General features: G+C 59.8%; 8 protein-coding genes and 1 pseudogene. 5 read left to right on the forward strand and 4 right to left on the reverse strand.

What is annotated here, in order from left to right; translation table 11 throughout:
- A pseudogene (locus BK662_RS31965) lies at positions 1-332 on the forward strand (PheS-related mystery ligase SrmL); the annotation flags it as partial.
- Between the two features lie 150 nt (positions 333-482).
- On the opposite strand, the gene BK662_RS31970 reads toward BK662_RS31965, so the two are convergent.
- Together BK662_RS31970 and rep are read right to left on the reverse strand one after the other, a co-directional pair.
- Positions 483-1,055, reverse strand: a complete 573-nt coding sequence (locus tag BK662_RS31970; protein WP_007934646.1) for a xanthine phosphoribosyltransferase — start codon at positions 1,053-1,055, stop codon at positions 483-485.
- An 85-nt stretch (positions 1,056-1,140) separates the two neighbouring features.
- Positions 1,141-3,150, reverse strand: coding sequence for a DNA helicase Rep (rep, locus tag BK662_RS31975; protein WP_123360904.1), 2,010 nt, complete (start codon positions 3,148-3,150; stop codon positions 1,141-1,143).
- Between the two features lie 263 nt (positions 3,151-3,413).
- Between rep and BK662_RS31980 the strand changes: the two genes are divergently transcribed.
- A complete protein-coding gene (locus BK662_RS31980) occupies positions 3,414-5,087 on the forward strand; it encodes a putative bifunctional diguanylate cyclase/phosphodiesterase (protein ID WP_123360905.1) in 1,674 nt (557 codons plus the stop codon).
- 141 nt (positions 5,088-5,228) lie between these two features.
- Here BK662_RS31980 and BK662_RS31985 read toward each other — a convergent pair whose 3' ends face one another.
- The gene (locus BK662_RS31985) at positions 5,229-6,626 is read right to left on the reverse strand and encodes a NorM family multidrug efflux MATE transporter (protein ID WP_123361044.1); all 1,398 of its coding nucleotides are present in this window, start codon (positions 6,624-6,626) and stop codon (positions 5,229-5,231) included.
- A gap of 157 nt (positions 6,627-6,783) precedes the next feature.
- Between BK662_RS31985 and BK662_RS31990 the strand changes: the two genes are divergently transcribed.
- The 3 genes from BK662_RS31990 (at position 6,784) to BK662_RS32005 (ending at position 11,348) form a co-directional block, all read left to right on the forward strand.
- Positions 6,784-7,704: a LysR substrate-binding domain-containing protein gene (locus BK662_RS31990; RefSeq protein ID WP_123360906.1), complete on the forward strand. Its 921-nt coding sequence runs from the start codon at positions 6,784-6,786 to the stop codon at positions 7,702-7,704.
- Positions 7,705-7,889: 185 nt separating this feature from the next.
- The gene (locus BK662_RS32000; protein ID WP_123360908.1) at positions 7,890-9,866 is read left to right on the forward strand and encodes a methyl-accepting chemotaxis protein; all 1,977 of its coding nucleotides are present in this window, start codon (positions 7,890-7,892) and stop codon (positions 9,864-9,866) included.
- A gap of 267 nt (positions 9,867-10,133) precedes the next feature.
- Complete coding sequence (locus tag BK662_RS32005; protein ID WP_123360909.1) at positions 10,134-11,348, forward strand: aldose 1-epimerase family protein; 1,215 nt, start codon at positions 10,134-10,136, stop codon at positions 11,346-11,348.
- Positions 11,349-11,354: 6 nt separating this feature from the next.
- On the opposite strand, the gene BK662_RS32010 is transcribed toward BK662_RS32005, so the two are convergent.
- Positions 11,355-12,848, reverse strand: coding sequence for a YifB family Mg chelatase-like AAA ATPase (locus tag BK662_RS32010; RefSeq protein WP_123360910.1), 1,494 nt, complete (start codon positions 12,846-12,848; stop codon positions 11,355-11,357).
- Between the last annotated feature and the right edge of the window lie 147 nt (positions 12,849-12,995).

Here is a 12,995-nt window from a genome sequence, read left to right on the forward strand (position 1 = left end):
CTAGTGCTCGTGACATTTCGTTGGCGGTAACACCGGGGCTGAGCGAGGAAGTGTTGACCGAAAGAATGTTGCAGGCGGCCGGCGACTGCTCTGACTGGATCGAGGAGATGCAAGTTCAGGGGCGGTGGGAGTTCTCGGATTTACCCGCGCAGGCAATTGAGCGGCTCGGGCTGCTGCCGGGCCAGGAAAACGTGCTTTTACGCGTGGTGCTGCGCGATTGTTCGCGATCAATCACTACCGCTGAGGCGAACGCCTTGTATGCGGACATTCAGGCGGCGATGCATGAAGGAGCGCCTGGGGCGGGTTACAGAATGGACCTGCCAAAGGCTTGAAACCGAGGTGTTCGAGTAATAACTGAATCGCCGCGTTATTGTCATCTCGGAACGCCACCCGGAGCGAGCTCTCTCCCACAGTTGACCGAGTTATCCAAGCGGACGCGGTTTAATGTGGGAGCGAGCAGGCAGGAGATGCGGTGTGGCGGTTTATTCGATGAAGGTTACAACGCCATCCTTCAGCGACTGCACCCGCGCCAACGATTCAACGCGATAACCCTGGGCATCCAGTTCCGCACGGCCGCCCTGGAACGACTTCTCGATCACAATACCCAAACCGGCCACGGTCGCTCCGGCCTGTTTGATGATCGAGATCAGTGCTTGCGACGCCTTACCGTTAGCCAGGAAGTCGTCGATGATCAGCACGCGGTCGCTGCTGGTCAGGTGGCGCGGGGAGATCGCCACGGTGCTTTCGGTTTGCTTGGTGAACGAGTAAACGGTCGCCGACAGCAGGTTTTCAGTCAGGGTCAGGGACTGATGCTTGCGGGCGAAAATCACCGGCACGCCAAGGTTCAGGCCGGTCATGATCGCCGGGGCAATGCCCGAGGCTTCGATCGTGACGATCTTGGTGATGCCCGAATCCTTGAACAGCGTGGCGAATTCGTCGCCGATCAGCTTCATCAGGGCCGGGTCGATCTGGTGGTTCAGAAAGGCGTCGACTTTCAGAACCTGGTCGGAAAGCACGATGCCTTCTTCGCGAATTTTCTTGTGCAGTGCTTCCATGAAGCTTTCCTCTACTGGCGCCGTGTGCGCCTAGCTTGTAAAAAGTGTTCGGTTAAAAAACGCATCGGCTAAAAAGTGCTCAATTCTAGCGCTTTAACATCGCGCGTATATCCGCCAATGCGGTATTACCGCGAACGGCTTTGACTTCAACGGGAGTGTCGTCGTTGCCTTCCCAGGCCAGGTCGTCCGGCGGCAGTTCATCAAGGAAACGGCTAGGCGCGCAGTCGATGATCTCGCCGTATTGCTTACGCTTGGCGGCGAAGGTGAACGCCAACGTCTGACGCGCTCGGGTAATCCCGACGTAGGCCAGGCGGCGTTCTTCTTCGATGGTGTCGGCTTCGATGCTGGAGCGGTGCGGGAGAATTTCCTCTTCCATGCCCATGATGAACACGTAGGGGAATTCCAGACCCTTGGAGGCGTGCAAGGTCATCATCTGCACACCTTCGGCGCCATCCTCTTCTTCCTGCTGACGCTCCAGCATGTCGCGCAGGACGAGTTTGCCGATGGCGTCTTCGACGGTCATCTCGCCTTCTTCGTCTTTCTCCAGCGTGTTTTTCAGCGCCTCGATCAGGAACCAGACGTTACCCATGCGGTAATCGGCGGCCTTGTCGCTGGAGCTGTTGGTGCGCAGCCAGTTCTCGTAGTCGATGTCCATGACCATGCTGCGCAGGGCGGAGATCGGGTCTTCGCCGGCACACTGCTCGCGAACCTTGTCCATGAAACGCTTGAAGCGCGACAGGCGATCGGTGAAGCGTGTGTCCAGATGCTCCCCCAAACCGATTTCGTCGGTGGCGGCGTACATCGAGATTTTTCGCTCGGTGGCGTAGTTGCCCAGCTTCTCCAGCGTGGTCGAACCGATCTCCCGGCGTGGGACGTTGATCACCCGCAGGAAGGCGTTGTCGTCGTCCGGGTTCACGATCAATCGGAAGTAGGCCATCAGGTCTTTCACTTCCTGACGTCCGAAAAAGCTGTTGCCACCGGACAGGCGATACGGAATCTGGTGGTGCTGCAGCTTCAGCTCGATCAGCTTGGCCTGGTAGTTACCGCGATACAGGATCGCAAAATCGCTGTATGGCCGATCCGTGCGCAGGTGCAGGGTCAGCAGTTCCACGGCCACGCGCTCGGCTTCGGCGTCTTCGTTGCGGCAACGGATCACGCGGATTTCGTCGCCGTGGCCCATCTCACTCCACAGCTGCTTTTCGAACTCGTGCGGGTTATTGGAGATCAGTACGTTGGCGCAGCGCAGGATGCGGCTGGTGGAGCGGTAGTTTTGCTCGAGCATCACCACTTTCAGGGACGGGTAATCGTCCTTGAGCAGCATCAGGTTTTCCGGGCGGGCGCCGCGCCAGGCGTAGATCGACTGGTCGTCGTCGCCCACCACGGTGAACTGATTGCGTTTGCCGATCAGCAGTTTCACCAGCAAATACTGGCTGGCGTTGGTGTCCTGGTATTCGTCCACCAACAGGTAGCGGACCTTGTTCTGCCATTTTTCCAGGATATCGTCGTGTTCCTGGAACAGTTTTACCGGCAGCAGGATCAGGTCGTCGAAGTCCACCGCGTTGAACGCCTTGAGCGTGCGCTGGTAGTGGGTGTAGACGATGGCGGCGGTCTGTTCCTTGGGATTGCGCGCGTTTTCCAGGGCTTCGGGCGGCAGGATCAGATCGTTTTTCCACGAGCCGATCATGTTCTTGATCTCGTCGACGCCGTCGTCGCCCGAGTATTCCTTCTGCATGATGTCGGTCATCAAGGCTTTGACGTCAGTCTCGTCGAAGATTGAGAAGCCCGGTTTGTAGCCTAGCCGCACGTGTTCCTTGCGGATGATGTTCAGGCCCAGGTTGTGGAAGGTGCAGACCGTCAGGCCGCGGCCTTCACCGCCCTTGAGCAGAGTGCCGACCCGTTCCTTCATCTCCCGCGCGGCCTTGTTGGTAAAGGTCATGGCGACGATGTACTGGGCGCGGATGCCGCAACTCTGGATCAGATGCGCAATTTTGCGGGTGATCACGCTGGTCTTGCCGGAGCCTGCGCCGGCGAGCACCAAAAGAGGGCCGCCGACGTAGTTCACGGCTTCTTGCTGCCGGGGATTGAGTCGGGACATACGAAGTCAGGGAGTCATTAGCGAAATGGGCCGGCATTTTAACAGGCTCAGCGAATTGTGCTGCTCTCTCCGACTTGTGACGCAACACGCTATCTCTATTTGCCGGTTTTGCTACTTTCACGCAGGATGCGCAGTGAATTTGCGTCTAATGTTCGTATTCAATACGCCAAAGCCGTGTTTGATAACCGATGTCATGTTGTCATTGGTTATCTGCGCGGCATAATGCCCGCCGCCTACATCTTTGCAGAGTCTAGGGAGCTAGCTTGTCTACGCCTGTCGAACCCTTGCGTTTGCTGCTACTGGCCGAAGAGCCGGCGTGGGCAGCGTTGTTGCGCGAGTGTCTGGCTCCGATGGGGAGTTCGGCTGTGCTGCTCAGCGCGCCGAGCTGGGAGTCGGTCAGCAACCTGTTCGATGACAACCGCAGCGCGGTGTTGTTGACGATTCCTGCTCTCCAGCCGGCGCCCGGCCGTTGCAACCTGCCGACGGTGTTGCTGCTCGAACACGAGCCGCTGGCGCCGCCCGACGGTGTGAGCGACTGGCTGGTGCGCAATCTGCTGGATCCCGGCATGTTGCGCCGCTGCCTGCGCCATGTGCGCGAACGCGGCGTGCTGGAAAACACGTTGCAGCGCCTGGCCGAGCAGGATCCGTTGACCGGTATCGCCAACCGTCAGGGTTTCCAGACCTTGCTGGCGGCGCGTCTGGCTGAAAACGAAGGCCGCGGCCTGGCCCTCGGTCACCTCGACCTCGATAACTTTCGACACGCCAACGACGCCCTCGGCCACCAGGCCGGCGATCGGTTGATCCTGCAAGTGGTCTCGCGGCTGAAAAGCCAGCTGGAGGCCAGCGATCAACTGGCGCGGCTGGGAAGCGATGAATTCGCCCTGCTGATCGACACCCGCCGCGCCCCTCAGCGCGCCGAATGGATGGCCGAACGCATTACCGAAGCCCTGTCCGAACCCTATTGGGTCGATGGCGAAAGCCTGCTGATCGGTTCCAGCCTTGGCATCGCTCACGCACGAGCGCAGGCCGGTGCCGACCCGTTGATGTGGCATGCGCACATCGCCATGCAGCAGGCCAAGAGTACTCAGGGCTGCACCTTTCACATCTTCAACGAACGGATCAATCGCAATGCCCGCAGCATCGCCGACCTCGAAAGCGAGCTGCGTCGGGCCTTGCGCCGCGATGAGCTGGAATTGCATTACCAGCCACGCCTGAATCTTGAGGACGGCCAGATCGTCGGCCTCGAAGCCTTGGTGCGCTGGCGTCATGGCGAGCGCGGATTGCTGCCCCCCAGCGAATTCGTGCCGCTGGCCGAGCAAAGCGGCTTGATTGTGCCGCTGGGTTACTGGGTGATTTCCCGGGCCCTGCGAGACATGCAAGCGTTGCGCGAACGAGGTCTGCCAGCGCTGCACATGGCAATCAACCTGTCGTTCCGGCAGTTTCAGGACAGCCAGTTACTGTCGACCCTGAGCCGGCTGATTACCGAGCGAGGCGTCGAGGCGCAATGGCTGGAATTCGAACTGACCGAAACAGCGGTGATGCGTCGCAGCGATCTGGTCAAGCAGACCATGGATGCCCTCGGGCGTTTGGGCGTGCGCTTCTCGCTGGACGATTTCGGCACTGGTTTCTCTTCGTTCGTGCACCTCAACAGCCTGCCGATTGCGTTGTTGAAGGTCGACAAGAGCTTTGTCGGCGGCATGGAAGAACGGGAAGAGAATCGCAAACTGGTCCACGCGATGATCAACCTGGCGCACAACCTCAACCTCGAAGTGGTTGCCGAAGGTGTGGAAACACCGGAGCAGCTGGATTTGTTGCGCGGGTTTGGTTGCGATCAGGTTCAGGGGTACCTGATCAGCAAGCCGTTGCCGTTGGCGGAGTTGGTGGAGTACCTGACGTTCGGCAGCAGTCAGCAGCCCGCACTGGAAGTCGTGAGCTAACCACAAACAACTGTGGGTGCTTTTGTGGCGAGGGAGCTTGCTCCCGCTCGGCTGCGAAGCAGTCGCAAAGCTTTTGGGGCCGCTTCGCGACCCAGCGGGAGCAAGCTCCCTCGCCATAAAGGCCCGCTCCCACAGGGGATCTTAATCTGGCTGGGCGACCTGGAAACTCGCCCCTGACGACGGCTCCCGCCGAATCATCTGCTTCATCTTCCACTCAAACGCCAGTGTCAGGCTCACCGCCGCACACGCCAGCCCCAGCGCCAATCCCCACCAGACCCCCGTTGGCCCCCAATTCAAATGGAAGGCCATCCACCAGGCGGCCGGTGCGCCGATCAGCCAGTAGCAACCCAAACCCACCAGGAACGTGGTCTTGGCATCCTTGAGCCCGCGGATGCAGCCCATGGCGATGGTTTGCGTGCCGTCGAACAGCTCGAACCACGCCGCCACCGCCAGCAGGCTCACAGCCAGATTGATGACTTCGCGGAACGCCGGGTCGTTGTGGTCCAGGAACAAGCCGATCAACTGATGAGGCAGCAGCCAGAAGACCATGGCAAACCCCAGCATCGACGCAGCGCCGAAGGCAATCCCGACCCGTCCGGCCAGCCGCGCATCAAGCAATTGCCCGGCGCCGTAATGCTGGCCGATGCGCATGGTGATCGCGTAGGAAAGCCCCGCCGGAATCATGAACGCCACCGAGACGATTTGCAGGGCGATTTGATGCGCCGCCAGTTGCGTACTGCCCATGGTGCCCATGCACAGCGCAGCGAAGGCAAACAGGCCGACTTCCACCGCATAGGTGCCGCCAATCGGCAGGCCCAGGCGCCACAATTCCTTCAAGTACTCACGGTTGGGCCGCGACAGACCCTGGCGCAATGGGTACGCGTCGTAAGCCGGATGCCGACGAATGTGCAGCGCGAGCGCCAGCGCCATGAGGTTGGCAACGATCGCCGTGACCAGGCCGATGCCCACCAGACCCATTTTCGGCAGACCGAACATGCCGGTGATCAACGCATAGTTGAGCAGGAAGTTGGCCACGGTGCCGGCGAGGCTGATGACCATCACCGGTGTCGCCCGGCCGATGGCGCTGGTGAAACCGCGCAGCGCCATGAAGCTCAGGTAGCCGGGCAGGGCGAACGGCAGAATCAACAGAAACTGGCCGGCTGCCTGGACGTTGGTTTCGGTCTGGCCGAACAGCAGCAACACCGGTTTCAGGTTCCACAGCAGCAAACCCGCCACCAGCGCCATCAACCATGCCAGCCACAATCCGGCCTGGGTCAGTCGCGCCGCGCCAATGATGTCGCCCGCGCCCTGACGAATCGCCACCAGAGTGCCGACGGCGGCGATTACGCCGATGCAGAAAATCGACACGAACGAATACGTCGCCGCACCCAGACCGCCACCGGCCAGAGCCTCGGGGCTCAGGCGAGCCATCATCAACGTGTCGGTGAGGACCATCAACATGTGCGCCAACTGCGAGGCAATCAACGGCCCCGCCAACCGCAGGATGGCCCAGAGTTCAATACGCGCTGGATGCTGCATGATCATCACGCTCGATTGTCAGAGAGAACAGGAAGCGTCGATTCTCGGCGCTCTGCGGGGTTTTCACAAAGGGATAAAAAGGATGGGTTGCATGATTAAAACTCATGCTGGGGAGTTTCTGATAAGTTGGTGCAATCGCGCTATAGGAGCTTTCCTGATGTCTCGTCGTCTTCCTCCCTTGTATGCCCTTCGAGCATTTGAAGCGGCGGCGCGGCATAGCTCGTTTACCCGCGCGGCCGAAGAACTGTCGATCACACAAAGTGCGGTCAGTCGGCACATTCGTACGCTCGAAGAGCATTTCGCCTGTCGGCTGTTTCATCGCAGCGGGCGCAACCTGCAACTGACCGAATCGGCGCGGCTGATTCTGCCCGGCATTCGCGAAGGCTTCACCGCCCTTGAGCGGGCCTGCAATACCTTGCGTGCCGAAGACGACATCTTGCGCATGAAAGCCCCGTCGACCCTGACCATGCGTTGGCTGTTGGCGCGGCTCAGTCGTTTTCGGCACTTGCGACCGGGGAACGAGGTGCAATTGACCAGCGCCTGGATGGACATCGATACGGTGGACTTCAACCATGAACCCTTCGACTGCGCCGTCATCCTCAGCAACGGGCATTTTCCACCGGACTGGGAGACGACTTTCCTGTTCCCCGAAGAGCTGATTCCGGTGGGCGCGCCGAATCTTCTGAAGGATCAACCGTGGGACGTTGCGCGCCTGGCCTGCACCGAGTTGCTGCACCCGACGCCAGACCGTCGTGACTGGCGCAACTGGCTGGAGCGCATGGGCCTGACCGATCAAGTCTCGCTCAAGGGCGGGCAGGTGTTCGACACGCTGGAACTGGGCATGATCGCCGCTGCCCGGGGTTACGGCGTGTCCATGGGCGATTTGCTGATGGTGGCGGAGGATGTCGCGCAGGGACGTCTGAGTTTGCCGTGGCCGACGGCCGTCGCTAGTGGTGAGAATTATTACCTGGTCTGGCCGAAAACCCGCCCCGGCGGTGAGCGTTTGCGCCGCCTCAGCGATTTCCTGCAAGGCGAAGTCCGGGCCATGGAATTACCGGATGTCGAACGCCTGGGCTGAATCGATGGAGCCGCCGCAATGGCGGCCTTGAGCCATATCCCCGTTAATTACTCAAGTATTCAGCTTTGCCGCCGAAAATCTGCTGATGGGACCTTCGTGCAGGTTCCATGTTTTCCCCACAATCAGAAATTTTGCCGAGTGTGCGATGCGATCAAAATGATCCGGCCACTGGGTCAGGAGCTGTCATGTCTCAACCTCGTGCTCGGATTGCCTCACAGCTGGGTCTTGCGCTTGCCGTGATTCTGGCGATTGTCATCAGTGGCAGTACAGTATTCGCCCTGCGCTCGCTGGACACCGCCAACCTCGCCACCCGCGAAGAACACCTGGCCAGCGAGGCCCGCTTGCTTGCTGATCAGCTGAGCACCTTTCATGGCACCTTGCGTGAAAGCACCCAGCGCCTGGCCGGCCTGTTCGAGAAGCGCTTCAGCGCCGGTTTGAGCGTGCATCCGGATGAGTCGGTGACCGTGGCGGGTGTGCAGACCCCGGGCCTGCACTTGGGCAGTGAAGTGTTGAACAACAACTTCGCAGAAGTCGACGAGTTCAAGCAGATGACCGCAGGCGTCGCGACCGTGTTCGTGCGCAGTGGTGAGGAGTTCATTCGGGTCAGCACGAATGTCAGCAAACAAGATGGCAGCCGTGCCATAGGCACTCTGCTCGACCACGCGAACCCGGCTTACGCCCGTTTGATGGCGGGGCAGAGCTACGTGGGTCGAGCTTTGCTTTTCGAACGCTTCTACATGTCGCAGTACACACCCGTACGCGATAGCAGCGGTAAGATCATTGCCGTGCTGTACGTAGGATTCGATTACACCGACGCGCAGAACGCGCAGTTCGCCAACCTCAAACGCTTCCGCATCGGCCAGACCGGTTCCCTGGCGTTGCTGGATGAACAAGGTAAATGGCTGGTGCCGATTGCCGGTGTACAGGCGCTGGATCAGGCGGTCTCGAGCATTGTCGGTTTGGCCAAGACACCGGGCAAAGGCGACTTCTGGAACGACAAGTCGCAAGACTTCTACAGTGTTGCCGTGCCGTTCGAAGGCGGGCCGTGGTCGGTGGTGGCGAGCATGCCGAAAACCGAAATCCGCGCCGTGACCTGGAGCGTCGGTATTCAATTGGCAATCGGCAGTCTGCTGGCGATGTTGCTGGCAGTCGGTGCGGCGGTCTGGTTGTTGCGCAGCAAACTGGCACCACTGGGTGATCTGGTGCATCAGGCCGAAGCCTTGGGCGCTGGTGATTTGAGTGTTCGCCTGAACGTGTCGAGCAATGACGAAATCGGCCAACTTGCCCGCGCCTTCAACCAGATGAGCCAGGCCCTGTCGACCATGGTCGAGCACATCCGTAAAGCCTCGGGAGAGGTCAACAGCCGTGCCCAGGCGTTGTCTGGGCTGTCCGGTGGTGCTTATGAAGGGATGGAGCAGCAGTCCGGCGAAATCACCAGCATGGCCGGCGCCGTAGAAGAATTCAGCGCCACCTCGCTGAACATCGCCGACAACATGGGCAACACCCAGCGTCTGGCGCAGGAAAACGCACAGCAAACCCAGATCGGTCGTACGTCGATGGACGAAGCGTCCTCATCTCTGGAGCAAATCGCCGGTGCATTGAACAGCACCGCGACGGTGATCAATACCTTGGGTCAGCGTTCTCAGGAAATCGGCGGCATTGTCGGGGTGATTACCGCGATCGCCGAACAAACCAACTTGCTGGCGCTCAACGCCGCCATCGAAGCCGCCCGCGCCGGTGAGCAGGGCCGTGGGTTTGCGGTGGTGGCCGATGAGGTGCGTAACCTGGCCTCACGGACCCGCCAGGCCACTGACGAAATTTCCGGGATGATCCAAAGCATCCAGCAGGAAACCGGCAACGCCATCAGCACCATGGAGCAGGGCAACGTGCTGATGCAGGAAGGCCTGTCGCGCAACGCCAACGTCGCCTCGGCCCTGGCGCGGATCGATGAGCAAAGCCGCTCGGCCGGCCAGCAATTCGCGGCGATTACCACCGCAACTCAAGAGCAGAGCAGCACCGCGACCTTGCTCAGCAGCAATCTGCAAAGTATTGCTTTGGCGAACAGTGAGCAGCGCGAAGTGGTGTCGAACCTGGCTGTGACTGCCAAAGAGCTGGAGAAGCTCGCGGCGGATTTGCGGCATGAGGTTGACCGGTTTCGTTGAGTCGCCTCTGAAATCGCCTTCGCGAGCAAGCCCGCTCCCATAGTAGATCTGCGGTGAACACAGTATGTGTGAACACCCGAGACTAAATGTGGGAGCGGGCTTGCTAGCGAAGGGATCGACTCAAATCCCAATTTGTCTCAAATCTGCGGATCAATTCCTCACTAATAGTCTTCCTTGGCATTTAGCACCAGTGTTTCGATTTTTATGCTTGCTGAAACGTTTCATCAAGTCTATAAAAATGGCACAAATCCAAGAAAGGCTGCTGCCATGACCCCGCTCAAACTCTTCGTTGCTCTCAGCGCACTGTCCGCTGCCTCCCAAGCCATGGCCTGGGACTACGTCCTGCTCGACACCGACAAAGCCGCCCAGAACTGGCAAATCACCAGCCAGCAACTCGGCGTAAAAACCGACAAACCCTTCAGCGTCACCCTGCGCACCTTGCACGGCGGTCGGCAAGAGGGCGTCAGCATCGTCGACATCGATAACGGCACGATGAAACTTTCGGTAGTGCCGACTCGCGGCATGAACGTCCTGCAAGCGTCTGTACGTGATGTGCGCATGGGCTGGGATTCGCCGGTCAAGGAAGTGGTCAATCCATCCTTCATCGAACTCAACGGCCGTGGTGGTTTGGGCTGGCTGGAAGGTTTCAATGAGCTGGTCACCCGCTGCGGCTACGAATGGGTCGGCCACCCCGGCATGGACAACGGCGAGCTACTGACCCTGCACGGTCGTGCCGCCAACATCCCTGCGAACAAAGTCACCCTGCACATCGACGAAAAACCGCCGTACGCCATCACTCTGCGCGGCGAGCTGAAAGAACAGGCGTTCAAGAAAGTCGACTTCTCCGTCGCGACCGAACTGGTCACCGAGCCCGGCAGCGTAGCGTTCGCCCTCAACGACACTCTGACCAACAATGGCGACTATCCGAAGGAATACCAGGCGCTGTATCACAGCAACTTCAGTACGCCGTTCCTGGAGCAGGGCGCCCGCTTCGCCGCGCCGGTGAAACAGGTGTCGCCATTCAACGACAAGGCCAAGGGCGATCTACCCGACTGGCAAACCTACCGCGCACCGACCAAGGACTACGACGAAACGGTCTACAACGTGGTGCCGTATGCCGATGCCAAAGGCGACACGTTGACCGTGCTGCATAACAAGGCCGGCAGCCTGGGGGTTTCGGTCGGCTTCAATACTCAAACACTGCCCGTGTTCTCTCTGTGGAAAAACACCGATACCCAGGGTCAGGGCTATGTCACGGGACTGGAGCCGGGGACTAGTTTTTCTTATAACCGCCGCTATCAGCGGCCACTGAATCTGGTGCCGACGATTGGGCCGAAGGAACAGAAGCAGTTCCGGATCAGTTACAGCTTGTTGGCAGATAAGGTGGCTGTGGATAAGGCTTTGAAGCAGGTGACTGAAATTCAGGGTGGGCGGGAGACTGAGGTGCGGCAGACGCCGTTGGTTGATCTCACCAAGGAGTGACGCCGGCTAGAGTGTTGTCGGCCGATATTGCAGCGCTTCGGCCAAGTGCTCGCGTCTGATCTCATCGACTTGTTCAAGGTCCGCCAGAGTGCGCGCTACTTTGAGCAGTCGATGGGCCGCTCGCAGCGACAAGGTCAGCCGTTCACACGCCGTTTCCAGCCAGGTTTCGTCGACTGTGGATAACTTGCAGTGTTTGCGCAGGCCCGGCAAATCGAGGAATGCATTGGCACAGCCTTGGCGCTTTTGCTGCCGTTCTCGTGCATCGGCAACCAACTCGGCGGCGGTGGCAGTGTCGTCGCCGGGTTTCGACGCAGGATTCAACGCCGTGGCTTCGCGAGCAACCGTCAGGTGCAGATCGATACGGTCCAGCAGCGGTCCCGACAGTTTGTTGCGATAGCGCTGAACCATGTCCGGTGTACAACTGCATTTACCACTGGGCTCGCCAAGATATCCACAGGGGCACGGGTTCATTGCGGCCACTAATTGAAAGCGGGCCGGAAACCTCACTCGATCCTTGGCGCGGGATATCACGATGTGGCCGGATTCCAGCGGTTCCCTTAACACCTCCAACACCTTGCGATCAAATTCCGGGAGTTCATCGAGGAACAGCACACCATGGTGGGCGAGGGTGATTTCGCCGGGTTGCGGTTTCGAGCCGCCGCCCACCAGTGCCGGACCTGAAGCGGAGTGATGTGGTTGTCGGAAGGGGCGTTGCGGCCAATGGCTCAGTGGCACACAACTGGCGACCGATTGAATCGCCGCGACTTCCAGCGCTTCACTCTCGGCCAATGGCGGCAACAGGCCGGGCAGACGACTCGCCAACAACGTTTTTCCCGTCCCCGGCGGTCCGCTGAACAGCAAGTTATGAGCCCCTGCCGCTGCAATCAGCAACGCGCGTTTAGCCGCAAGTTGTCCCTGCACTTCGTTCAAGTCGGGGTAGGGTTTGCTGGCGTAGAGCAAGCCATTGGAAGCGTAGGGGGCGATGGGCGTGTGGCCGTTGAAATGCGCGACCGCTTCCAGCAAATGATCCACTGCAATCACCTTCAACCCCGATGCCAGGCAGGCTTCCTCCGCATTCGCCCGTGGCACCACCAGCGTGCGCCCGGCCTTGCGCGCCGCCAGCGCCGCCGGCAACACACCCCGAACTGCCCGCACCGCCCCCGACAGTGCCAACTCCCCAAGACACTCCACGTCATCCAGCGTCAATGTTGGCACTTGCACACTGGCCGACAGAATTCCCAGGGCGATCGCCAGATCGAACCGTCCGCCGTCCTTCGGTAAATCGGCCGGGGCGAGATTCAACGTGATGCGTCGGGCTGGAAATTGCAGCCCTGAATTGATGATCGCGCTGCGTACCCGATCCTTGCTTTCCTTCACGGCGGCTTCGGGCAAACCGACCATTGTCAGAGAGGGCAAACCGTTGGCCAGATGCACTTCTACGGTAACGGCGGGTGCTTCCACGCCGACTTGGGCGCGGCTATGGACGATGGAGAGGGACATGGTCGTTCCTTGAGCTGTACGGGCACCGCTTCCTGCGGTTTTTGAAGGGTAGCCGGGAAGTGAGGGTTTAGCGTGGCGGCAAGGGACGGAAACTTTCGCAGGATGTTGCGAGTGTTGGTGAGCTAATTCGGGAGCTTCGTCAGGCTC

The sequence above is a fragment of the Pseudomonas frederiksbergensis genome, assembly GCF_003732275.1.
GTDB lineage: Bacteria > Pseudomonadota > Gammaproteobacteria > Pseudomonadales > Pseudomonadaceae > Aquipseudomonas > Aquipseudomonas frederiksbergensis_H.

Bases quoted from the DNA above. Each gene is read 5' to 3' on its own strand.
- BK662_RS31990 (WP_123360906.1), top strand. From the start codon at position 6,784: ATGTCTCGTCGTCTTCCTCCCTTGTATGCCCTTCGAGCATTTGAAGCG.
- BK662_RS32005 (WP_123360909.1), top strand. From the start codon at position 10,134: ATGACCCCGCTCAAACTCTTCGTTGCTCTCAGCGCACTGTCCGCTGCC.
- BK662_RS32010 (WP_123360910.1), bottom strand. From the start codon at position 12,848: ATGTCCCTCTCCATCGTCCATAGCCGCGCCCAAGTCGGCGTGGAAGCA.
- BK662_RS32000 (WP_123360908.1), top strand. From the start codon at position 7,890: ATGTCTCAACCTCGTGCTCGGATTGCCTCACAGCTGGGTCTTGCGCTT.
- rep (WP_123360904.1), bottom strand. From the start codon at position 3,150: ATGTCCCGACTCAATCCCCGGCAGCAAGAAGCCGTGAACTACGTCGGC.
- BK662_RS31970 (WP_007934646.1), bottom strand. From the start codon at position 1,055: ATGGAAGCACTGCACAAGAAAATTCGCGAAGAAGGCATCGTGCTTTCC.
- BK662_RS31985 (WP_123361044.1), bottom strand. From the start codon at position 6,626: ATGCAGCATCCAGCGCGTATTGAACTCTGGGCCATCCTGCGGTTGGCG.